Consider the following 21914-nt stretch of genomic DNA (forward strand, 5'->3'; position numbering starts at 1 on the left):
TGGAAACACCTGTACCCATGCCGAACACAGAAGTTAAGCATCACAGCGGCGAAGATAGTAGGCAACTGCGAAAATAGCACGCTGCCAGTCCATGTGAGGGAATAGTCATTCTATTCCCTCCCTTTTTTTATTCACTTATCTTTCCTTTTGTAGTAAAATGATTATAGGAAAGATATCCTTTATTCTTTGATATAATATTGTTTTAGATTGATTAAGAAGGGAGGATTTAATAATTGTTTACAATTATTATGAGTGCCTATGATGAAAGGAAAGAAAAAATATCTTTTAAATATTGCTGTTATTCTTCTGATTGGTGGAACAGTTATTTATCTATCTATAGGAAATCAATGGAAACAAGTTGTTGATGCTTTTGCACATGCTAAGATTTCTTGGATTATAGCAATGGCTATTGTCATGTTTTTATATTATATTTTCGATGCTTTTTCATTGTTATATTTTGGTAGATTTTATAAAAAGGATTATACTTATAAACAATCTTTTATAAATGCTATTAGTGGAACTTTTTTTAATGGAATAACACCATTTGCAAGTGGTGGACAATTTGCTCAAGTGTATATTTTTAATAAACAAGGGATTGCCCCTACGTATTCTGCAAGTATTTTATTGATGTGTTTTATTTGTTATCAGAGTGTACTTGTTATTTATACGGGTATTGTGTTAATATTTAAATATCAGTATTTTATAGAACGTCCTGCTATATTTAGTTTGGTTGTGCTAGGATTCTTAATTAATTTTGTTGTGATTGCGGCTTTGTTTGGTGGTGCTAAATCTAAAACTTTACAGAATTTTCTAACACATACTATTCTTAAATTTTTAACTAAAATTCGTATTATTAAAGATTATGAATCGACATGTTTTAAAGTTAAAACATATTTATCTGATTTTCGTAATCAATTAGGACTTTTACAACGTAATAAACCAGTTTTAATACGTTCTTGTATTTGTAATGTTATTAAGTTAACTATTATTTACAGTATGCCTTTTTTTAGTGCAAAGGCATTAAATTTAGATGTATCATTTTATGATTTTTTTGATTTTATTGGACTTTGTTCATGCATATATTTAATTAATGCATTTTTACCTATTCCTGGATCAAGTGGTGGTAGTGAAGGTGTTTATCTTTTACTGTTTAGTTTTTTAGGACCAGTAGGTGTGTCTTCTTCTATGTTCTTATGGCGCTTTATGTCATATTATATGGGACTTATTATAGGAGCATTAGTTTTTTCTCTTGATAAAGAAATAAATCGAACGAGATTGGAGTAATTTTATGAATATAGCTTTATTTAGTGATACTTATTTACCCGATATTAATGGTGTAGCGACATCTACACATATTCTAAAAAAAGAATTAAAAAAACATGGGCATCATGTTTTAGTTGTGACAACTATATTACCTCATAATAGTGATTATATTGATGAGGATGATGGAGTATTACGTTTGCCTGGTATTGATTTAAAAAAATTATATGGTTATCGTGCATCCAATATCTATTCTTTTAAAGGTATGAAAGAATTGAAAGAATTCCAGCCTGATATTATTCATATTCAGACAGAATTTGGGATAGGTATTTTTGGAAAGATAGCTGGTGAAATTTTAAACATTCCAGTTTGTTATACTTATCATACAATGTGGGCTGATTATTCTCATTATATTACGCCTGGGAATTTAAAAGCTGTGGATCAGGCGGCTAAAAAAATTATTGAAAAAATTTCTAAGATATATGGAAATAGCTGTTCTGAGCTTATTGTACCTTCACAAAAGACAGCTGATGCATTGAGAAAATATGGTATTTCTAATTCTATTCATGTGATTCCAACTGGTTTGGAACTAGAGGCATTTGCATTAGAAAATAAAAATCAAGGTTTAGTGGATCAGATTTTGCAGGAATATCATTTACAGGATAAGTTTGTTGTTATTTTTTTAGGTAGAATTGCTCCTGAGAAAAGTATTGAAATTCTAATAGATGCAATGTCTGATATTGTGAAAAAAGAAGATAAGATATGTCTTATGATTGTTGGCGGTGGGCCACAACTTGAAGAATTAAAAACTTTGGTTCATCAAAAAGGATTAGAAAGTCATATATTCTTTACAGGACCAAAAGAGAGTGAGTATGTCCCTTCGTTTTATCATGCAGCACAATTATTTGTTTCGGCATCAGTAACGGAAACACAGGGGCTGACTTTTATTGAGGCTATGGCTAGTGGGTTACCTGTTTTAGCAAGATATGACAAAAATCTGGATGGTGTTATTGTCGATGGTCATAATGGTTATTTCTTTAAAGACCAACAAGATTTAGTTGAGAAAATTATTCATATGTATCATTCTGATTTAACACAACTTTCTACTTGTGCGAGAAACGATGCACAAAAATATAGTAGTGAGAATTTTTATCAGCATATTCTACGTACATATGAACAGGCATTAGCAAAACATCATTATTGCTATAAAGTTGTTTCTATTACTCCTGAAAATAATCATCTATACACTGTTGCTTTTCAATTTGATCATCATCAAATTCTATTGAGTCTATCTGGACAGGTTATTGAACGTTATGGTTTATCTGTTGGACAAGTTGTAGATAGAGAAGAACTAGATGCTTTAAAAGATCAGGAACAAGTTTCTAAAGCTTATAAATTGGCATTAAAGTATTTAACATATAAAGATTATACTTATGCGAAAATGCAAAAGAAACTTATGGATAAAGGAGATTTTGATGATATTCAAGTAGAGATGACAATGGATTTATTGATGCAAAAAAATCTTATTGATGATGCTGAATACACTAGAAACTATTTTCAAAAGGCAAAACGATTGGGAATGGGAATGAACAAAATTATTTATCATCTCAAAAAAGAAGGTGTTTCACCATTTATCATTGATGAGTATTTGGAAGAATATTCCCAAGATTTGGAATATGATAAAGCTGTGGAGTTAGTACAAAAACTTTATAATGAAAATACCACAAGACCACAATACGCATTAATACAAAATATTAGAAATAAATTGTTTAATAAAGGTTTTTCACAAGATGTCGTAGAAAGAGCCATTGAAAATTTTGATTTTTCAATACCTAAAGAACATACTATGAATTTACTGACAAAAGAATATTATCGTGTATATAATCGTTATAAAAATAGATATCAATCTCATATTCTTAAAAGTAAAATTATTACTTTTTTAGTTCAAAAAGGCTATGAATATGATGATGTTATGGAAATTATTCAACAATTATGGGAGGACACAAATGATTAAAATTAAAGATATGAAATGTGGTGACGATAATGTGGAATTTACAGCAATGATTTCACATGTCACTTTAGGAAAAACAAATGGTGCTCATAAAAGTAATTACTTGAGTATTGTTTTTCAAGATGATACTGGGACAATTGATGCCAAGTTATGGAATGCCAGTCAGGAACATATTGAATCTTTAAAAACAGGAGCTGTTGTAAGAGCAAAAGGTGATATTATTAAATATAGCGATGATCGTCAAATGAAGCTTATATCTATTGATGATGTTTCATATCAACGTTCACAACAAATTCAGTTTTTGGTTAAGGCACCAATGGATAGTGAAATGATGATGAAAGAATTAAAACAATATATTCAGCGTATTTCTAATACAAAATTATATGTTTTAACGAAACATCTTTTTGAAAATAATTTTGAAAAACTTAAAGTTTATCCTGCTGCCAGTAAAAATCATCACGAATTTGTATCTGGTTTAGCTTTTCACACATTGTCTATGTTAAGAGTAGCTGATGCTTTAATGAATGTTTATCCTGAATTAAATGCTGATTTGTTATATTCTGGTATTTTGCTTCATGACATTGGAAAAACAGTTGAATTAAGTGGACCAGTTGTTCCAAGCTATACCTTTGAAGGACAGATGTTAGGACATATCTCTATTGCGCAATCCATGGTTTATGCTGCGGCGCAGGAGCTTCATATTGAAGGTGAAGAAGTCACATTATTACAACATATGATCTTATCTCATCATGGAAAAAATGAGTATGGTTCACCAGTACTTCCACAAATTAGAGAAGCAGAAATGTTGCATATGATTGATAATATGGATGCCAGAATGAATATGTTTAATAAAGCTTTAGATACATTGGAATCTGGAGAAACTTCAAAACGTATTTTTTCATTAGAGAATAGAACGATTTATAAACCAAAAATGTATGAATAAAAAAGAATTTATAAGTTTAATCACTTATAAATTCTTTTTTTTAGCAATATCGAGATAAAATTCTTTCCACATTTCTTTAACATGTTCTTTAGAATAATATTGACTGATTTCATATGAATAGTTTTGATATTGAGAATAGAACTGAGGATCATTTTTCAGTTTTAAAATATTTTTGATAAATCCTTCGTTGTCATCAGCAACAAGATATTTTTGAAATAAAATATCTTGATAAAGCTCCAAATCTCTTAATAGAAGCGGTTTTTGACTATTAATGGCTTCTAGGATAGACATTGGAAAAAGTTCGTTATATGAGGGCATAAATAGTATATCAGCCATATTATAGATGTCATTCATTGATTCACGAGGAACGATACCGATAAAATGAACATTATGAGGTGGGTTTTCATATATTTCCTTGAGTTCTTCATAACCATCAGTAATTTTTCCAAAAGAAAATCCACCGGCCCAAACGAAAGTTATATCAGGTAATTTTTTAGCAACTTCAATAAAATCTTTGACACCTTTTCGTGTTTGAACTTGTCCAACTCCTAATACAACAAAAGCATTTTCATCAATATGATATTGAGATCTCGTTTGTTGAATATGTTCTTTTTCCTGTTTATAGAAAGTTTCTTTAGATACAAAATTAGGAATATATTTAATTTTATGTTCATCAATTCCAAAACGTACCAAATCCTTTATAAAGATAGGATTAACAACAATCAGATAATCAGCAGTATTATAAAAATGAGTAATGTATTTTTTGAATACTGTTAAAGCTGAATGAGGTAATTGGATACTTCCATCTAATGTATCTGGTAAGAAATGAACATAAGCAACATTAATACCTTTGTTTCTTTTCATTTTCATGAGATACTGAGGTAAAATTGTATGACAATGGATAATATCGGCAGGTTTGGAATCATTAATCACAACATCAAAATAATCACTTAACTCGTTTTTAACTAAAGCAACTTGTTCAAGATAAGCACTCCCCACACCTTGACCACGAACCTTATCAGCATTCGATAACATATTAATTCTTATTTTATGCATAATCTTCTCCTTTTTGATAATTTTCTACTCAATATAAAAACACAAAACAAGAGTTATCAAACTCTTGTTTCTCTTATTTTGTTATTTTTTGATAAATATCATCTAAATTCACATCTTGGCTGCGATCTTGATAGTGAGCTTGAAAACCATCATCGCGATTGTAACGAGGAATAATATGAATATGAAAATGATGTACAGTTTGACCTGCAACTTCATTCATATTTGTTATTATATTAAAACCTTTTGCATGAAGCTGATTTTGAAGCTGTAATGCGACCTTTTGAACAACTTCCATCATATGTGCTAAAGTTTGGCTGTCAACTTCTAAAATGTGAGCATAATGATTTTTAGGAATAACAAGTGTATGTCCATCAGTTGTTTGGCTTAAATCAAGGAAAGCCATACAAATATCATCCTCATAGATAATTTTACCAGGAATTTCATGATTGGCAATCTTACAAAAAATACAGTTATCCATTTTTCATACCTCCTGTATTTCATTTTACAATAAAAAAGGAATAAGGAAAAGCCTTATTCCAAATAATTATCAGAAATCTCTTTAATTTCTGTTTTTAATAAATCATCGTGAACTTCAAAATGATATTTCTTTAAATAAGCTCCTTCAGCTTTTTCTTGGACCTCTCCATCACTAGCAAGTGCTGAAACGATGCCATCCGTATTTTTATGAGCAGTATCATATAGATAAACAACAGCATAATTATCATCACTTAATTTAATAGCTTGACTGTAAACACCATCTTTTTCTACTTTATTAAGATCAGATAATTTATCTTTTAAATTATCGTCTAAAGAAGAATTTTTTGTGACAACGCCTGCATCTTCACCATCACTGCCATAATCTTCTAATAATTGATCAAAAGCTTTTTCATCAGTTGATTTTTCAATGATTTCTAGCGCTTCAGATTCTTTTTCTACAACAATTTTTTTCATGCTGCAAACCTGATATTCTGCAATTAAATCATCTAAATGTTCTTCAATATATTTTTGACGTAATAATTCTTGTTTAACTTCAGGAATCAAAGATTCATTTAAATAATCTTCTTTTGATTCATAACCAAGATTCTGAGCATATTTTTCTAAATCTCCATCAGCATATTCTGCATATTCATCTTCTCTTTGTTGTACGAGTTTATCAATTTCTTCTTGATCAGTAATTTCTTTATCAGCAATATTATCAAGAATAGTTGTGACAATTTCTTGAGCACCATAATTATCTAATAAATATTCAAAATAATCTTGTTTTGTAATATCTAATTGACTTCCACTCATAAGTGAATCTTGAGCATCAGAAACTTGAACATTATAACTTGAAGAAGAACAACCATACAATAAACTACCGCATAATAACAACATGATTAGTTTTTTCATTATGAGTTCTCCTTTCTTAAATCATTGCGAATATCTAAATTCTCATCAACAATATCTTGAATAGTCTGTTTAATTGTATCATCATGGTAATTGATTTCATATGTGTTAAAAGCAAGATAAACCATATAATCATCATAAGTTAATAATGGTGAATCAACATCAACAGTTTTTAATTCTTTTTTAATTGATTCTTGATCAGTACTTGTACATTTTACAAAATAAACTCCATCTGATCCCTGAATAGCTTCACTGACTCCTCCTTCTTTTAGTGTTCTGGCAGCAGTCTGCACTTCTTCACCATAGGTACTTGATAAATCCGTATTTGCATCAATAATACCAAGACTTCCTTTTGCACTTTTTGTATTTTCATCATCAGAATAATCATAGGCGATATCTTCAAAACTTTTATTTGTTTTTAATAAAGACTGAACTTCCTTTAATTTATCATTTTCTTCATTAGTTGGATTTTCAGGATCGCTCATAGATACTTTAATGATATGAACCATACGAGGAGAAGCTTGTTGATAATAATCTTCAAAGACTTCATCAAAATGATCATTAATATAATCTTTCAAGAATTCTGCATATTGTAAAGATTGAATCAAAGAATCTCTATATTCATCTAAATCTTCTACACCTGATGCTTCTAAAGCGCTTTGTAATTCTTCTTCAGCGCTATCTCCATATTGATTTTGATAGTTTGTTTCAATGTTTTCAACAATTTCATCAGCATTTTCTTCCATGTCATCGTTGGCTGGAAAATTATTACGAATAAGCTGGTCTAATACATACGAAAATAAAGCTTGCTTACCTTGAGTAGATGAAGCTAAATCCTGATATAAATCATCAGCTAGAAGACTGACATCATCAATTGAAGCAACAACATCTTTACCATCTTTCTGGACTGTTTTTGAACTACAACCACTGAGTAATAGAATGCTTGCAAGTGCCAAACTTATAAGCTTTTTTTGTTTCATAAGAACCTCCTTAGTATAAACAATATTATTATACACAATCTTTAGATTTTTTCAACTTTTGTAGGCAAGAACACAAAATTTACGATGATTTTACCATAATATATAGTGTGTATAGGAGGAATCATGATGGTAGAAAATTCGAATTGTTTTCATAGTGAGATTATGATAGCTTTATTTATTTTATTAATCATCTTATTTTTAATCAATATAAAGGGGGAATGGATATGTTAGCACATCAAGGGTCTTTTACACTCATTTTAGTTTTATTTATTTTATTGGTTATTATTTGTGGAATCTGCTAACGCAGTGATAAGACAGCAAAATCAATCTGCTGTCTTTTTTTAGAAAGTTTTTTTCAAAAATGGGATATAATAAATTTAATTATCGTATTGCTTGACTGAACAGGCATTTTACGTAAAATATATCTTCGAAAGGGGCGATTTTATGTCGACTTTAAAAATAGAAAATTTACATGTTGAAGTAGGAGAAAAAGAAATCCTGAAAGGATTAAATCTAGAAATAAACACTGGTGAAGTTCATGCGATTATGGGGCCAAATGGAAATGGAAAGTCAACTTTACTTTCTACTATTATGGGGCATCCTAAATATACGGTAACACAAGGAAAAATCACACTTGATGGACAGGATGTTTTAGCTATGAGTGTTGATGAACGTGCTAGAGCTGGATTGTTTTTAGGAATGCAGTATCCTCAGGAAATCCCTGGTATAACAAATTCTGATTTTTTAAGAGCAGCTATAAATGCTAAAAGAGATGAACCAATATCTTTATTTAAATTTATTAGAACGTTAGATAAAAACATTGAAGAATTAGGAATGGATGAAAACTTAGCTCATCGTTATTTAAATGAAGGATTTTCAGGTGGAGAAAAGAAACGTAATGAAATTTTGCAAATGAAGCTTTTACAGCCACGTTTTGCATTGTTAGATGAAATAGATTCTGGTTTAGATGTTGATGCTTTAAGAGTCGTTGCTGGAGCTATCAATTCAATGCGTAGTGATGAGTTTGGATGTATTATGGTTTCTCATTATGAAAGAATGTTTGAATTGGTAAAACCAACACATGTTCACGTTCTTGTTCAAGGACAAATCGTTATGAGTGGTGGATATGAATTGGTTGAAAAGATTGATCAAGAAGGATATGAATGGGTAAAAGAATTAGGTTATGATATCGAACAAAACGAAAGACAACCTATTATATTAGAAGCTTGTGGTAAAAAAGGACAATAAAAGAATGCAAGCACAATTATTATCAAAGATTAAGCCCATTATTGATCTTCAGCAAGATCAGCTATCTTACTATATGATTCTTTCATCACAATCATCTATTGAAACCCGCTTGCCTCAAGATGTATTGTTTCAAAATGGTGTTTTAATGTTTCAAAATAAAAAGCCACTCACTTTTTATATGATTTATGCAGGAGATGAAGATTTACATATTGATATCCATTTTCAAGCTTATTGTCAGGTGAATCTGATTGAAATCAGAGTTCTTTCACCAAATTGTACGTTACATAAAACGATGAAACTGGATGAAGGAGCTACTGTTCATGCTTTCAGTGAAAATTTATCAGAGTCTGCCAAGAGTCTGGAAGATGTTTATTTACAGGCATATGCTAACTGTCAGTATGGTTATTCAGAACTGTCAGATGATGCATTTGAAGGTCGCTATCATTTTTATTTAGATGGACCAGAAGCCAATGCAAAAGTCAGAACGGCAATTCTTTCTAAGAATCAGGAAAATAAGCATTATGAAATTTTAATTCAACATAATCAACCTATGACTTATGGTCAGATGGATAATTATGGTGTTGTGAAAGATAAAGGACGATTGGTTATTGATGGTATTGGAACGATTACCAAAGGACAACATGGGTCTTCTGCACATCAGACAAATAAAATTATGATGTTTGATGAATCTTGCTATGCATGTGCAAATCCTTATTTGTATATTGATGATTATGATGTTCAGGCTTCTCATGCAGCAGCAGTAGGAAAAATGGATGAAGAACATCTTTATTACTTACAAAGCAGAGGTTTAACAAAAAAACAGGCCATGCAATTGATTACTTATGGTTATTTAATGCCTGTTGTAGAGGTTATTGATAATGACATGATTAAAAAACATTTTGAACAGTCTTTATCAAAGGTAGGTGCCTGAGATGTTTGATGTATATCAGGTAAGAAAAGATTTTCCTATGTTAAATGGAAAAACGATGCAAGGACATCCATTGATTTATCTAGACAATGGTGCAACAACATTAAAACCACAGATTGTCATTGATAGTGTCTGCGATTATTTAACAAATTATTCTGGTAACGCCCATCGTGGTGATTATGATCTATCTCACGAGGTAGATGAGCACTATGAAAAAAGTCGAGAAATTGTTCAACAATTTATCAATGCAAAAAGAAAAGAAGAAATTGTTTTTACTTCAGGTTCCACAGATTCATTGAATATGGTTGCATATGGTTATGGATTGACTCATCTTCAACAAGAAGATGAAATTTTAATCACAGTTGCTGAACATGCTTCTAATACTTTACCATGGTTTGATGTAGCTCGTATAACGGGTGCTGTTGTGCATTATATTGATTTAGATGAAACAGGACGATTAACTTTAGAAAATGTGAAAAAGGCTGTGACTGATAAAACGAAAGTCATTGCAGTAGCTCAAGTCACAAATGTATTGGGACATCAGGCACCGATGCAGGAAATATGTGATTTTGCCCATGAACGCGGTATTGTTGTAGTCGTGGATGGAGCTCAAAGTGTTCCCCATCAGGTGACAGATGTACAAAAAACGGATATTGATTTTTTAGCATTTTCAGGACATAAAATGTGTGGACCCACAGGTATTGGGGTGCTATATGGTAAATATGAGCTTTTAAAAAATATGCAACCAACACGATTAGGTGGAGGATCAAATTCACGTTATAATAGTTGTGGTGTTGTGACATTAAAAAATCCTCCATATCGTTTTGAAGCAGGAACACCTCATATTGAAGGGGCTATTGGTTTAGGCGCAGCTATTCAATATTTGATGGGTATTGGCATGGATAATATTCATCGTTATGAATTGGAACTGAGAAAATATTGCATTGAAAAAATGCAACAATTAGATAATGTTGATATTTATAATCTAGATTCACAGGGCGCTATAGCTTTTAATATTAAGGGTGTCTTTTCACAAGATGCAGCCAGTTTATTTAACAGTTATGGAATTGCTATAAGGGCTGGACAGCATTGTGCTAAAATCTTAGATGAATTTTTAAAAGTTTCAACAACTTTACGCGCTTCATTTTATTTTTATAATACTAAAGAAGAGATAGATGCTTTTATTGAAGTATGTAAAAAAGGAGATGACTTTTTAGATGCATTCTTTAAATGATCCTCAATTATTGAGAGAAATTATTATGGATCATTATGAACACCCACGTAATCGTGGCCTTGTTGATGATGATTCTTATCATAAAATTAATATGAATTCAGAAACCTGTATTGATAATTTAGATATTCAGGTGAAGTTTGATGGTGATAAGATTGAAGATGTTCGTTATGATGGAGAAGCATGTGCCATCTGTACGTCTTCGACTTCTATTATGAGTGAATTGGTTAAAGGAAAAACCAAAGATGAAGCACAAAAAATTATTGATAATTATATGAATATGATTTATGAAAAGGATTATGATCCTGATATTTTGGAAGAGGCTATTGCTTTTCAAAATACACATAAACAGGCAAATCGTATTAAATGTGCTACACTTGGATGGAGTGGTCTTATTGCATTAATGAAAGAAAGTGAGGAATAAATCATGGCAACAATAGATATTGATATTCCTACAACGAATACTGATTATGATTTTAAAGATGAAGATGTTTCTGTTTTTAAAACACCTAAAGGTTTAAATGAAGATATTGTCAGAGAAATTTCTGCTATAAAAAATGAACCAGAGTGGATGTTAGAATATCGTTTAAAATCTTTAAAATGTTTCTTGGAAAAACCAATGCCAACATGGGGTGTTGACTTGAGTCAGATGAATTTTGATGAATATACATATTATAATCGACCAAGTGATCATTTATCAGATAAGTGGGATGAGGTTCCAGAAACAATCAAAAATACATTTAATAAATTAGGAATTCCAGAAGCTGAACAAAAGTTTCTAGCTGGGGCTTCAGCACAATATGAATCAGAAGTTGTTTATCATAATATGTTAGAAGAAGTTAAAGAAAAAGGTGTTATTTTCTTAGATATTGATAGTGGATTAAGAGAATATCCTGAAATCTTTAAGAAATATTTTGATACTGTCATTCCTCATAATGATAACAAGTTTTCTGCTTTGAATGGAGCTGTATGGTCTGGAGGTTCATTTATATATGTTCCACCAGGAGTTAAACTTGATAAGCCTTTACAGTCATATTTTAGAATTAATAGTGAAAGAATGGCTCAGTTTGAAAGAACTTTGATTATAGTAGATAAAGGTTCAGATATCCATTATGTAGAAGGATGTACAGCACCATCTTATTCTAAAGATTCCTTACACGCAGGAGTTGTTGAGATTGTTGTTTTAGAAGGAGCAAAATGTCGTTATACAACGATTCAAAACTGGTCTAAAAATATTTATAATTTAGTCACACAACGAGCTAAAGTCGCTAAAAATGGCTCAATGGAATGGGTTGATGGAAATATTGGTTCAGCTGTGACTATGAAATATCCAACTTGTATACTCGCTGGTGAAGGGGCTAAAGGAACATGTATTACAATTGCTGTGGCTGATAGTCATCAGATTTTAGATTCAGGTGCTAAAATGATTCATTTGGCACCAAATACATCAAGTCAGATTATTTCTAAATCAATTTCACGCAATGGTGGAAAAGTTAATTATCGTGGATTAGTGAGACATCAAAAGAATGCGACAAATGCTAAAAGTAAGGTTGAATGTGATACTTTAATTTTAGATGACAAATCAACGAGTGATACTGTTCCAACAAATATGATGATGAATAACGAATCCATTATTGAACATGAAGCAACAGTATCAAAAGTTTCAGAAGATCAGCTTTTCTATTTAATGAGTCGTGGATTGACAAAAGAGCAGGCTACAGAAATGATTGTCATGGGATTTATTGAACCATTCTCTAGAGAATTACCAATGGAATATGCTGTAGAGTTAAATCAGCTCATTAAATTAGATATGGGAGAAAACAGCATTGGATAAACAAAAGTTGCGTTCTATCATGAAAGAAAAACGTCAGGCTTTATCGCCAAAGACGTTTTCTTTATATAATCAAAATATCTTGTCAAAAGTATTATCCCATCTTCGCATTCAAGAAGCCAAAATCATTGGTTGTTATGTATCTTTACCAGGTGAAGTTGATACCTTTAACATGATTGAAAAACTTTTGACTGAAAAACGAATTTGTGTTCCTAAAGTTATTGGAAATGAAATGGAATTTTATGAAATCCATTCTTTCAATGATTTACAGGAAGGATGTTTTCATGTCTTAGAACCATTTAATTGTGTTAAAATATGCCCACAAGAGATTGATTGCATGCTTGTTCCATTACTTGCTTACGATCAGGATAACTATCGTGTTGGATATGGAAAAGGTTATTATGATCGTTATTTTCAAAAAGATTTTCAAGGTTATAAGATAGGTTTGGCTTATTCTTTTCAATATGTTGATCATATTGATTATGATGAATTTGATCAGCCATTAAATGAAATTATTCATGAAGTGTCATAGTCATATGACATTTTTTGTTTTTAGAAACATATAATATTTTGGTGAAATATGATGAAAAAATGGATAATCATTGCCACTTGTATATGTATCTTTTTAACAGTGATTTTAGGAATCATTTATATTCAGCTTATTCCTTTATTAAAAGATTATGGAAAGATGGAAATTGAACGTTTCAATCAACTTGTTATTTCGCATTGTTATATGACTGATCAAAAACAATATGATGATTTGGTTATTATTGAAAGAAATGAAAATAATGAAATTGAATTGATAGATTTTGATATGATTAAAGTTAATCAGTTAGCATCACAAATCGTTTTAGATATTGAAAAAACATATGCTCAAATTGAAGATGGAAGTTATCAGGCAAAGGATGAAAGTTCATATCAAAAAAGGGTGGAAGAAGTGAGTCAGACTGGAATTATAGCTTCTATATCATTGAATACATTATTTCATTTACCATCTTTTTTCTTACTGCCTAGCATACCTGTCAATTATAAACATCTTTCCAGTGTAGGAAGTTCAATAGTTAAAAACATTGAAAATTATGGTGTGAATCATGTCATGATAGAATTATCCATTGAAATTAGAATGAATATTGCGATGGTTTATCCGTTCTTTGAACAATATCATACACAAGTTATTTCTATTCCCATTTTATTAGAGATTTTTCAAGGACAAGTTCCTTTGGTTTATTCATCATAGAAAGAAGAATGTTTATGCAAGATTTTTTAAAGATGTATTATCATATGGATTGTCATCATCATTCAACGGGCTACTTTTATATAGAGAAACAACTTTATTATTTATCCTATATTCCAGATCCTCATGAATTTTTAAATCGATATCATTATTATCGCTATTTAATGCATCAGTGTGGTGTACAAGGTTATGATATAGTTAAAAATATTTATCAGGAACTTTTGACTCAAAACTATGTGTTGTTGCTTTATCATAAAGAACCATTATCAATAGAACGATATATTCAACAAACGATGATGGTTTATCCATTTCCTAAAATGAAGGTTCAACACATTAAAGAACAATGGATTTGTAAAATAGACCAGGCCAGAGAAAAGGCAAAAGATTATGCTTATAGTTTTAAACATGACCAGGATATTTTATCATTAATCTATTATTATTGTGGATTAGCTGAGAATAGTATTAATATTCTTAATTATTTATTACAGATTGATAATCAGGCGACTTTGCCAGTATCTTTATCATTATCACAACCAGGTTTTCAATATATTTATGAACTGATCAATCCATGTTCATATATTTTTTCAACCCGTATGCGACATCTTGCCTGTTTAATGAAAAGTCAGATGTTGACGTTTTCACAGCTCCAGCAACTGTTAGAATCGCATTATTTTGATGTTTATGAAATTATTTATTTTTATGCCAGAATGTTATATCCATCTCACTTTTTTCACTGTCTGCTTTGTGGAAACCTTGATGAAAAAATGACATCATTTTTTTATCAACAGATGAAACAGGAGCGAGAAATGTACTATCAAATTTTTCATATTTTATCTTTTTATGTGACTCTACCTAAAATAAGTTGGATAAATCGTTAAAATATGGTATAATATTGCACAGTTAATTGAGAGGGTTGTATGTATGGATTTGATAAATAGTATAAAAAAGAATGAACATATAAGAGAGTCATTGATTCGTTTGAAATCATTAGAACAATGTGATTCTTTGCTTCAAAAAGATCAGCAATTCAAGCAGACATTAATTGAATTCTTATCTCATGAAGATCCTAAGATTCGAAAAAATAGCGCCATATTATTAGGAAAGTATGATGATACGGTTGATATATTATTAGATGCTTATGATAAAGAAAAAACAGAATATGTCAAAGAAGCTTATTTAGCAGGTATATCTTGTCATAATTGTCGTAGCTATATGAACAGACTTAAAGAGATTCAAAATAAGCTCATTCATGCTTCTGAAATGACAAAACATATTCAAGCCCAATTAAAGATATTAAATCCCCTGATTTTAAAAAATCAGGTACATAAACGTAAAATTATTAAATTAAAACATGAACCTGTTGATGTGGTATTAACATCATTGCCATACTATCAGTTTGTCTTATTTGAATCTGTGTTGCATTTAAAATACAAACCTGTTACACAAGGTGTATTGGTTCGTAGTGATTCATTATATGATTTATTGAATATTAGAACATATCGTGATATGTTGATTCCTTTGTCTGGTGCTACTGGATTAAATATTGATTTAGAAAGCATTATGGCTGGTTTTCAACGATGTCATTTGGAAGATATTTTAGATAAACTTTATGATGATCAGTCTATTTTTTATTTTAGAGTGGCTGATGAAACAAGAGAAAAACATCCAACTCTTATTAAAAAAGTTTCACAAGCTATATTTGAACTATATCCACAACGCTTGTTGAATACAACAGATGGTTATGATATTGAAATTGTTTTAAAAGAAATGAAAAAAGATAAGGTTAATGCTTATTTGCGTTTGACACATTTGAAAAGTTCTCGTTTTGAATATCGTCGAGAAATCATTTCTAATTCTATGCAGCCTTATATTGCTGCAACACTTGTTCAACTTGCAAAACCATATATGAAAGACCATGGAAAAGTTTTAGATCCATTTGTTGGATGTGGGACATTATTGATAGAAAGAAATTATGTCGTTCCTGCAAAGTTTGCGATGGGAATTGATGTTTTTGGTAAAGGTATTGAGGCTGCCAGAAAGAACAGCAAAGCTGCTGGACAGAATATCTATTTTGTGCATAAGGATGCATTACGTTTTGTGAATAATGAAATGTTTGACGAGATCATTACAGATATGCCAACATTACCACAAATGAATGATTATCAGCAACTGCAGGAACTTTATGATCGCTTCTTTGAGCGTATTCATCGTTTAGTTAAACCTAAAGGATATGTTTTTCTTTACACAAGTGAAATTTCCTTAGTTAGAAAGAATTTAAGACTTCAAGAGGGATATTTAACGCTTGTCGAACATTATGAAATTCCTCGAGGAAAAAATATGTTTTATTTCTTTATTATGCAGTTAAAATAACCTACAATGTAGGTTATTTTCCATTTTTCTAGTTTGGAGGTGTGTCGTTCATGTTTGCTTTACTTTCATTGCTTTTGATTCCTGTCGTTATTTATTTTGCTTTTTATTTTCAAAGAATCATTTCCTTTTTTTATCCACAAAAGAATATTTTTATATCTATCATTTGTTTTTTGATAGCTGTTCTTTTTGTTTATCCAGCACGTAACTTTTTTAGCTTTTGGGCAGTTATTGTTTTGCATTTATTTGCTTTTTCATTATTAACTGATATGATCATGTGGTTGATACATAAAAAGAAAAATAATCATATACTTGATTCTATTTATCGTTTAGGACTCATTCCGCTGTTATGTGTATGCATATTATTAGGATATGGATATATAAATATGAAAGATGTTCATGCTGTTCAATATACGATTGAAACACAAAAACAGCTTTCACAAAATTATAAGGTTGCATTTATAAGTGATTTGCATTTTCCTAATACTATGAATAAAAATGAATTGATACAATATTGTAATGACATTTCAAAAGAAAATCCTGATTTTGTCTTATTAGGTGGAGATATTGTTGATGAACGAACAACTTTGCAGCAAATGCAGCAAACTTTCCAGGCTTTATCAACCATTCAAAATCAATACGGTATTTATTATGTTTATGGAAATCATGATCAGGCATTATATGCAAGTCAACCTGCTTTTACGCCTGAAATATTAAAACAGACCATTGAACAAAATAATATCCATATTTTATGTGACAATAGTATCCGTATTCAGGATGAAATCACATTGATTGGACGAGATGATCGTAGTCATCAGCGTGTTTCAACTTCAGACTTATTACAGAATGTTTCCTCGGATGATTTTTTGTTGTTGATGGATCATCAGCCTGTGGAACTAGATACAAACAATCAATTACAAATTGATTTACAAGTTTCAGGTCATACACATGGTGGACAAATGTTTCCTGTTGGCATCTTGAGTGAATGGCTTGGATTTGGTGAAATGAATTATGGCTATCGTCAATTATCACACATGCAAGTTGTTGTATCTTCAGGTATTGCAGGATGGGGATATCCGTTGCGTACAGGCTCTCAATCAGAGTATCTGATTATAAATATTCAAAGTCAATCATAAAAACCAGCTATCCTTGGATAACTGGTTTTTATGGTGCTGTATTTTGTGTTGATGAATGATCTTCATTAGGTATATCTTGAGTGGTGTCATCAGTTTCTTCTTGTACAGGATCTTGAGATGGTGTGGTATCTTCTGGAACCTGATTGTCTTCTTGGGAATTCTCTTCCTGATCTTGATTTTGAATATCTTGTTGAGATTGTTGGTCTTGTGAAGGTTGTTGATTTTGTGAAGATTGTTCTTGAATCTGTTGTTGTAATTGTTCGATTTCATTTTGTTGTTTCATATAATATTGATAGCCAACATAACCAGCAAGACATAAGGCTATTATAATAACGATAATAAATAGAAATAAAAAGAATTTTGAAAGAAACGAATGTTTCTTTTTTTCTTTTATGACTTTTGTATGATGTTTAGTTTTCTTTTTTGTTTTTTTCTTAACTTTGGCTCTTGGTTTTTGTTTTTTAGAAGCTGTTTTATTTTGTGTTGAATGAGAGTTGATATATTCAGTTTCTTTTGGATCTTCATGAGAAGTGTCATGAAGATGTTCATCAAAATCATTATGAAGATCACTATTAAGATCATCATGATAATCATTGTTTTGCTCTTTTAAATCATTATCGTATGCAAAGTCATCATCTTCATCATCAAATGTAAATTTTTTTACCATTTTTATCACCTGTGTATAGTATGAACATTTTCTATGACTTTTATATTAACTTTATATTGTAGGATAGATAATTATGTATTAAAATATATTTAGTAATACTAAATAGAAAAGAGCTGATTGAATGAATGAAAGATATGAAAGACAATTAAAAAAAGGAATTTTAGAAATTTTGGTTTTACAGCTTCTTTCACAAGAAAGGATGTATGGCTATCAGATGATTATGTATATGAAAGAAAAAAGTCATGGTATGTTTGAAATGAAAGAAGGAACACTCTATCCTATTTTATATCGTTTAGAGGATGATGAATTGGTTGAGAGTCAATGGACGCCACCACAAAACAAAGAATTATCACGTAAATATTATTGCTTGACAGATAAAGGGAAAGAACAGCTCAAAGCATTGAAACAATTATGGAAGAATTTTTCAATGGTTGTTAATGAGATATTAGAGGAGAATGAATATGAATAAAGAAAAATATATAAAAAAAGTTATCAGATTATTAAATTGTTCTCAACAACAAAAGAAAAAAATTAAATTGGATTTAGAAAATGACATTGAAATGGCATTAAAAAATGGTGAATCATTTGAAGAAATCATTCAAAGAATGGGGACACCAAAAGAATTGGCTCATGAATTTAATGAAAACATGGGTGTGAAAACACGTCGTTCTTATAAAAAAATAATTGGCATTATTATGGGTGTTGTTGCTGTATTGATTTTAGGTGTCTATTTATTGGTACGTTCTCTTATTCCTGAGTATCAGACATTAGAAACATCTGGATTATTTGATCAAAAAACAGTTGAACAGCATATGGAAGAAACAATTTTAGATGTATCACATCTTGATATACAAGCTATACTTGAAAATTGTGATGAAAAATGAAAGAATCTATGTCAGAAAGTCTTCTCAAGGAATCAATTTTATCGTTAGGAGATTTGGGAGATTATCAACGTATAACAAGTCAGAGATATACAGAAATTAAACAAAACAATGATATTTGTGTTGTGGGAGAAGTTGTTGCATTATATGAACAGCGTAGTGTAACATATACAATAACTTTTAATGAAAATTATGAATTAATGGGGTTATATATGAAATGATGAAGAATATAAGTTATCTGTTAATATCAATCACATGCTTTGTTTTTGCGTATGCACATTTTAAAGGAAATGTTTCGTTGGTTCATAGTTATCATAAAAGAAAAATAGAACAAGAGAATCTGATGTCATATTCAAAGACAATGGGAGTAGGTATGTTGATGTGTGGTTTGGGTTGTTTGATGAATCTTTTAGCTCGTTTATTACGTTTTTGTGTTGGGTGAAATATTCATGGTTATTGGCATAATAGCGGGTGTTGGGATCATGCTTTATGCTCAATTGAAGTATAATCATGGTATCTTTTAGGAGGCGATAGAATGGGACTTGTGATATCTATCATATTTTTAATAATATCCATCTTATTATTAATGGGAAAAGAATCGTTTTTGATTGCTGGTTATAACACTGCTAGTGAAAAAGAAAAAGCAAAGTATAATGAAAAGAAATTATGTCGTATTGTAGGATTAGGTTTTCTTGTTATGACTTGTGGCTTGTTTTCTTTGTTTATGCTAGAAGATATAGGACTATATATAATGATAGGAACTTTTATTGTTGGAATGGCGATTATTTTTATTGGCAGTGAGTATGACAGTGTAGAGCGTAATCAAAAGAAAACGAAAATGTCTATAGGAATAGGGGTATTGATTACTGTTATTTTGGGAGCTTTTATTATGGGTGTTATGTTTATAGGTGATATTGATATAGAATATAATGATGACTGTGTTCAATTATCAGGAACTTTTGTATCATCATCAAAAATTGATTATGATGATATTTTAAAAGTAGAATATTGTGATGATTTTGATATTGGTCGTAAGAAAAATGGTATCAATAATGCAGTTGTTGAAGCGGGTAGATATTATAATGATGAATTTGGGAATTATCATCTTTATGCATACACGCATAGCTCACACTATGTTATTATTTATACAGAAAATGAAATTTTTGTTGTGAGTGGAGAAAATGAAAAACAGACTCAAAATATTTATAATCAACTAAGTTCATAAAAAAAGCAACGTTATCTCACGTTGCTTTTTTTGGCTAGTTAAATAGATGAAATTTTGAAAAAGGGAATAATTTTGAAAAACTAGCACAGTTGAAGTAATGCTCACATTTTATCCAAGAAGGACAAATTTCATAATTGTGAGCTAATAAGAAATAATTATAAGAAACATTCATGAAAAGACCCTCCTTTGATAATAGATCATTTTTTACACTTTTATTATATGATTTTTTATGTAAAAGAAAAGGGTCTGAGAATCTAAATATGATGATTGATTTTTGTGCATATTGCACAAAAGAAGAGTATAATAAAAGAAAGTAGGTGAGATGATGGGATTTACAATAGAAGATTCATTGAATGAAACCAAAGAATTATATCAGCTTACACTATTATGTGGACAAAAAGGGTGTGCCAATGCTATGAGCTGGGTTCACCTTATTGAAGATACAACGACAATTCAACAATTGTGGGGAAAAGAATTGATTGTGACAAGTGGTTTAGGATTTCAAAAAGAAGGAGCACTTTTAAACCTTGTAGAATATTTGGTTAAGTATCATAGTGTCGGGCTTATTATTAATACTGGAAAGTATATTTTTGATGTTCCTCAAGATGTTCTTGATTATTGTGAAAACAATGATTTTCCGCTGTTAATTTCACCATGGCATATTCATATGGTTGACCTGATTAAAGATTTTTGTATGCGTTGTTTGTTTTCGCAAAAAGAGGATTATTTGGTTACACAGTATTTTCAAAATATTTTTAGTGATCCACGCACTATTGAAGAAAATAGGAATGAATTAATGCGTAGTTTTGATGTAGATGGAGATTTTCAGGTTTTGTTGATAGATATTGAGGACGCCAGTCAGTATAGTGAAATTGAAAGAAGAAGATTATCTTTACAATTACAGCTCTATTTTGAAAAAATAGAGTGTCCCTATAGCTTTTTTTGGTATGATGGATATTATGTGCTGATTGTCAATAATTTATCTCAAAAGGTCTTTTATCAACTAGTGGAGTCCATGTACCATCGTGCTAAAAATAGAATGAGAGTATCTGCTTTGCATATTGGAATGGGTACACAATTAAAAGATATCAGAGAATTGAATTTAAGTTATCAACGCGCTTTATCAGCAGTAACATTTGCCAGAATGTTTCAAAAAAATATTATTTGTTTTGATGATATGGGTATTTATCAGATTTTATTTTCTATACAGGATCAAAAAATATTATCTGATATGTATCATCATTTATTAGATACATTGATTCAATATGATCAAAAACATAATAGTGAATTAGAAAAAACATTATATTATTATTTGAAATATGATGGAAGTCCACAAAAAATTGCGAGATCAACATATACGCATCGTAATACTGTTCATTATCGTATTGAAAAAATAAAAACACTTTTAAATTGTGAACTTGCAATTTTTGAAGAAAAATTTCCTTATATGATAGCCTTTTATATTGCTAAAATGATGAAATAGAAGAAAACAGAAAAATGAGACATGATTTCTGTTTCTTTTTTATTTTC

The 21914-nt window shown here is 30.3% G+C and carries 25 protein-coding genes and 1 rRNA gene; 21 read left to right on the forward strand and 5 right to left on the reverse strand.

The window, feature by feature from the left end:
* The 4 genes from rrf to B5E48_RS03245 form a co-directional block, all read left to right on the forward strand.
* A 5S ribosomal RNA gene (gene rrf / locus B5E48_RS03230) occupies positions 1 to 90 on the forward strand; the annotation flags it as partial.
* A gap of 171 nt (positions 91 to 261) precedes the next feature.
* Complete coding sequence (locus B5E48_RS03235) at positions 262 to 1284, forward strand: lysylphosphatidylglycerol synthase transmembrane domain-containing protein (RefSeq protein WP_087297120.1); 1023 nt, start codon at positions 262 to 264, stop codon at positions 1282 to 1284.
* 4 nt (positions 1285 to 1288) lie between these two features.
* Positions 1289 to 3274 (forward strand): glycosyltransferase, encoded by a 1986-nt coding sequence (locus tag B5E48_RS03240; RefSeq protein ID WP_087297054.1) that lies wholly within the window; start codon positions 1289 to 1291, stop codon positions 3272 to 3274.
* Positions 3267 to 4214, forward strand: coding sequence for a 3'-5' exoribonuclease YhaM family protein (locus B5E48_RS03245; protein WP_087245603.1), 948 nt, complete (start codon positions 3267 to 3269; stop codon positions 4212 to 4214). Before B5E48_RS03240 ends, B5E48_RS03245 begins: the two co-directional genes overlap by 8 nt.
* Before the next feature lie 24 nt (positions 4215 to 4238).
* Here the strand turns inward: B5E48_RS03245 and B5E48_RS03250 are convergent, their stop codons facing one another.
* The 4 genes from B5E48_RS03250 to B5E48_RS03265 all read right to left on the reverse strand — a co-directional run bounded on the left by B5E48_RS03250 (position 4239) and on the right by B5E48_RS03265 (position 7636).
* A complete protein-coding gene (locus B5E48_RS03250; RefSeq protein WP_087245605.1) occupies positions 4239 to 5270 on the reverse strand; it encodes a glycosyltransferase family 4 protein in 1032 nt (343 codons plus the stop codon).
* Positions 5271 to 5343: 73 nt separating this feature from the next.
* Positions 5344 to 5748: an HIT family protein gene (locus B5E48_RS03255; RefSeq protein WP_087245607.1), complete on the reverse strand. Its 405-nt coding sequence runs from the start codon at positions 5746 to 5748 to the stop codon at positions 5344 to 5346.
* Positions 5749 to 5801: 53 nt separating this feature from the next.
* Complete coding sequence (locus B5E48_RS03260) at positions 5802 to 6659, reverse strand: hypothetical protein (protein ID WP_087304080.1); 858 nt, start codon at positions 6657 to 6659, stop codon at positions 5802 to 5804.
* Positions 6659 to 7636 carry a peptidylprolyl isomerase gene (locus B5E48_RS03265; protein ID WP_087304081.1) on the reverse strand — a complete coding sequence of 326 codons (978 nt, stop codon included), beginning with the start codon at positions 7634 to 7636 and terminating at the stop codon, positions 6659 to 6661. Before B5E48_RS03265 ends, B5E48_RS03260 begins: the two co-directional genes overlap by 1 nt.
* A 224-nt stretch (positions 7637 to 7860) precedes the next feature.
* Here B5E48_RS03265 and B5E48_RS14065 point away from each other — a divergent pair, with 224 nt between their 5' ends.
* The 11 genes from B5E48_RS14065 to B5E48_RS03320 all read left to right on the forward strand — a co-directional run bounded on the left by B5E48_RS14065 (position 7861) and on the right by B5E48_RS03320 (position 17611).
* The gene (locus B5E48_RS14065) at positions 7861 to 7938 is read left to right on the forward strand and encodes a YjcZ family sporulation protein (RefSeq protein WP_081652836.1); all 78 of its coding nucleotides are present in this window, start codon (positions 7861 to 7863) and stop codon (positions 7936 to 7938) included.
* 142 nt (positions 7939 to 8080) lie between these two features.
* Positions 8081 to 8884, forward strand: a complete 804-nt coding sequence (sufC, locus tag B5E48_RS03275) for a Fe-S cluster assembly ATPase SufC (protein ID WP_087297058.1) — start codon at positions 8081 to 8083, stop codon at positions 8882 to 8884.
* 4 nt (positions 8885 to 8888) lie between these two features.
* A complete protein-coding gene (locus B5E48_RS03280) occupies positions 8889 to 9815 on the forward strand; it encodes a SufB/SufD family protein (protein WP_087304082.1) in 927 nt (308 codons plus the stop codon).
* Position 9816: 1 nt separating this feature from the next.
* Positions 9817 to 11046 (forward strand): aminotransferase class V-fold PLP-dependent enzyme, encoded by a 1230-nt coding sequence (locus B5E48_RS03285; RefSeq protein ID WP_087304083.1) that lies wholly within the window; start codon positions 9817 to 9819, stop codon positions 11044 to 11046.
* Positions 11030 to 11467, forward strand: a complete 438-nt coding sequence (gene sufU / locus B5E48_RS03290; RefSeq protein WP_087245621.1) for a Fe-S cluster assembly sulfur transfer protein SufU — start codon at positions 11030 to 11032, stop codon at positions 11465 to 11467. Before B5E48_RS03285 ends, sufU begins: the two co-directional genes overlap by 17 nt.
* Before the next feature lie 3 nt (positions 11468 to 11470).
* On the forward strand, positions 11471 to 12877 hold the full coding sequence (gene sufB, locus B5E48_RS03295; protein ID WP_087304084.1) for a Fe-S cluster assembly protein SufB: 1407 nt from the start codon (positions 11471 to 11473) through the stop codon (positions 12875 to 12877).
* On the forward strand, positions 12870 to 13406 hold the full coding sequence (locus B5E48_RS03300) for a 5-formyltetrahydrofolate cyclo-ligase (RefSeq protein WP_087304085.1): 537 nt from the start codon (positions 12870 to 12872) through the stop codon (positions 13404 to 13406). Before sufB ends, B5E48_RS03300 begins: the two co-directional genes overlap by 8 nt.
* Positions 13407 to 13457: 51 nt before the next feature.
* A complete protein-coding gene (locus B5E48_RS03305; protein WP_087304086.1) occupies positions 13458 to 14111 on the forward strand; it encodes a sporulation protein YunB in 654 nt (217 codons plus the stop codon).
* A gap of 14 nt (positions 14112 to 14125) precedes the next feature.
* Complete coding sequence (locus B5E48_RS03310; RefSeq protein WP_241146908.1) at positions 14126 to 14986, forward strand: hypothetical protein; 861 nt, start codon at positions 14126 to 14128, stop codon at positions 14984 to 14986.
* Between the two features lie 43 nt (positions 14987 to 15029).
* On the forward strand, positions 15030 to 16478 hold the full coding sequence (locus B5E48_RS03315) for a methyltransferase domain-containing protein (RefSeq protein ID WP_087245631.1): 1449 nt from the start codon (positions 15030 to 15032) through the stop codon (positions 16476 to 16478).
* A gap of 50 nt (positions 16479 to 16528) precedes the next feature.
* Complete coding sequence (locus B5E48_RS03320; protein WP_241146909.1) at positions 16529 to 17611, forward strand: metallophosphoesterase; 1083 nt, start codon at positions 16529 to 16531, stop codon at positions 17609 to 17611.
* 28 nt (positions 17612 to 17639) lie between these two features.
* Here B5E48_RS03320 and B5E48_RS03325 read toward each other — a convergent pair whose 3' ends face one another.
* The gene (locus tag B5E48_RS03325; RefSeq protein ID WP_087304089.1) at positions 17640 to 18278 is read right to left on the reverse strand and encodes a DUF2371 domain-containing protein; all 639 of its coding nucleotides are present in this window, start codon (positions 18276 to 18278) and stop codon (positions 17640 to 17642) included.
* A 121-nt stretch (positions 18279 to 18399) separates the two neighbouring features.
* On the opposite strand from B5E48_RS03325, the gene B5E48_RS03330 reads away from it, so the two are divergent.
* The 6 genes from B5E48_RS03330 to B5E48_RS03355 all read left to right on the forward strand — a co-directional run bounded on the left by B5E48_RS03330 (position 18400) and on the right by B5E48_RS03355 (position 21867).
* A complete protein-coding gene (locus B5E48_RS03330) occupies positions 18400 to 18747 on the forward strand; it encodes a PadR family transcriptional regulator (protein ID WP_087245637.1) in 348 nt (115 codons plus the stop codon).
* Positions 18740 to 19162 (forward strand): DUF1700 domain-containing protein, encoded by a 423-nt coding sequence (locus B5E48_RS03335; RefSeq protein ID WP_158097253.1) that lies wholly within the window; start codon positions 18740 to 18742, stop codon positions 19160 to 19162. Before B5E48_RS03330 ends, B5E48_RS03335 begins: the two co-directional genes overlap by 8 nt.
* Entirely contained in the window at positions 19159 to 19380 is a 222-nt protein-coding gene (locus tag B5E48_RS03340; RefSeq protein WP_087304091.1) for a DUF3887 domain-containing protein, read from the forward strand. Before B5E48_RS03335 ends, B5E48_RS03340 begins: the two co-directional genes overlap by 4 nt.
* Positions 19377 to 19601, forward strand: a complete 225-nt coding sequence (locus B5E48_RS03345) for a hypothetical protein (RefSeq protein WP_087304092.1) — start codon at positions 19377 to 19379, stop codon at positions 19599 to 19601. Before B5E48_RS03340 ends, B5E48_RS03345 begins: the two co-directional genes overlap by 4 nt.
* Positions 19602 to 19694: 93 nt before the next feature.
* Positions 19695 to 20384, forward strand: coding sequence for a DUF3784 domain-containing protein (locus tag B5E48_RS13570; protein WP_158097254.1), 690 nt, complete (start codon positions 19695 to 19697; stop codon positions 20382 to 20384).
* Positions 20385 to 20709: 325 nt separating this feature from the next.
* The gene (locus B5E48_RS03355; RefSeq protein ID WP_087304093.1) at positions 20710 to 21867 is read left to right on the forward strand and encodes a PucR family transcriptional regulator; all 1158 of its coding nucleotides are present in this window, start codon (positions 20710 to 20712) and stop codon (positions 21865 to 21867) included.
* Positions 21868 to 21914: the final 47 nt, after the last annotated feature.

It is taken from the genome of Massilimicrobiota sp. An105 (genome assembly GCF_002161155.1).
GTDB lineage: Bacteria > Bacillota_I > Bacilli_A > Erysipelotrichales > Coprobacillaceae > Allocoprobacillus > Allocoprobacillus merdigallinarum.

Excerpts from the sequence above, each read along its gene's own strand:
- B5E48_RS03340 (WP_087304091.1), top strand. The coding sequence starts at position 19,159 with ATGAAAGAATCTATGTCAGAAAGTCTTCTCAAGGAATCAATTTTATCG.
- B5E48_RS03280 (WP_087304082.1), top strand. The coding sequence starts at position 8,889 with ATGCAAGCACAATTATTATCAAAGATTAAGCCCATTATTGATCTTCAG.
- sufB (WP_087304084.1), top strand. The coding sequence starts at position 11,471 with ATGGCAACAATAGATATTGATATTCCTACAACGAATACTGATTATGAT.
- B5E48_RS14065 (WP_081652836.1), top strand. The coding sequence starts at position 7,861 with ATGTTAGCACATCAAGGGTCTTTTACACTCATTTTAGTTTTATTTATT.
- B5E48_RS03285 (WP_087304083.1), top strand. The coding sequence starts at position 9,817 with ATGTTTGATGTATATCAGGTAAGAAAAGATTTTCCTATGTTAAATGGA.
- B5E48_RS03315 (WP_087245631.1), top strand. The coding sequence starts at position 15,030 with ATGGATTTGATAAATAGTATAAAAAAGAATGAACATATAAGAGAGTCA.
- B5E48_RS03255 (WP_087245607.1), bottom strand. The coding sequence starts at position 5,748 with ATGGATAACTGTATTTTTTGTAAGATTGCCAATCATGAAATTCCTGGT.
- B5E48_RS03235 (WP_087297120.1), top strand. The coding sequence starts at position 262 with ATGAAAGGAAAGAAAAAATATCTTTTAAATATTGCTGTTATTCTTCTG.
- B5E48_RS03320 (WP_241146909.1), top strand. The coding sequence starts at position 16,529 with ATGTTTGCTTTACTTTCATTGCTTTTGATTCCTGTCGTTATTTATTTT.
- B5E48_RS03325 (WP_087304089.1), bottom strand. The coding sequence starts at position 18,278 with ATGGTAAAAAAATTTACATTTGATGATGAAGATGATGACTTTGCATAC.
- sufC (WP_087297058.1), top strand. The coding sequence starts at position 8,081 with ATGTCGACTTTAAAAATAGAAAATTTACATGTTGAAGTAGGAGAAAAA.
- B5E48_RS03240 (WP_087297054.1), top strand. The coding sequence starts at position 1,289 with ATGAATATAGCTTTATTTAGTGATACTTATTTACCCGATATTAATGGT.
- B5E48_RS13570 (WP_158097254.1), top strand. The coding sequence starts at position 19,695 with ATGGGACTTGTGATATCTATCATATTTTTAATAATATCCATCTTATTA.
- B5E48_RS03330 (WP_087245637.1), top strand. The coding sequence starts at position 18,400 with ATGAATGAAAGATATGAAAGACAATTAAAAAAAGGAATTTTAGAAATT.
- B5E48_RS03345 (WP_087304092.1), top strand. The coding sequence starts at position 19,377 with ATGATGAAGAATATAAGTTATCTGTTAATATCAATCACATGCTTTGTT.
- B5E48_RS03250 (WP_087245605.1), bottom strand. The coding sequence starts at position 5,270 with ATGCATAAAATAAGAATTAATATGTTATCGAATGCTGATAAGGTTCGT.
- B5E48_RS03335 (WP_158097253.1), top strand. The coding sequence starts at position 18,740 with ATGAATAAAGAAAAATATATAAAAAAAGTTATCAGATTATTAAATTGT.
- B5E48_RS03310 (WP_241146908.1), top strand. The coding sequence starts at position 14,126 with ATGCAAGATTTTTTAAAGATGTATTATCATATGGATTGTCATCATCAT.
- B5E48_RS03305 (WP_087304086.1), top strand. The coding sequence starts at position 13,458 with ATGAAAAAATGGATAATCATTGCCACTTGTATATGTATCTTTTTAACA.
- B5E48_RS03355 (WP_087304093.1), top strand. The coding sequence starts at position 20,710 with ATGGGATTTACAATAGAAGATTCATTGAATGAAACCAAAGAATTATAT.
- B5E48_RS03265 (WP_087304081.1), bottom strand. The coding sequence starts at position 7,636 with ATGAAACAAAAAAAGCTTATAAGTTTGGCACTTGCAAGCATTCTATTA.
- sufU (WP_087245621.1), top strand. The coding sequence starts at position 11,030 with ATGCATTCTTTAAATGATCCTCAATTATTGAGAGAAATTATTATGGAT.
- B5E48_RS03260 (WP_087304080.1), bottom strand. The coding sequence starts at position 6,659 with ATGAAAAAACTAATCATGTTGTTATTATGCGGTAGTTTATTGTATGGT.
- B5E48_RS03245 (WP_087245603.1), top strand. The coding sequence starts at position 3,267 with ATGATTAAAATTAAAGATATGAAATGTGGTGACGATAATGTGGAATTT.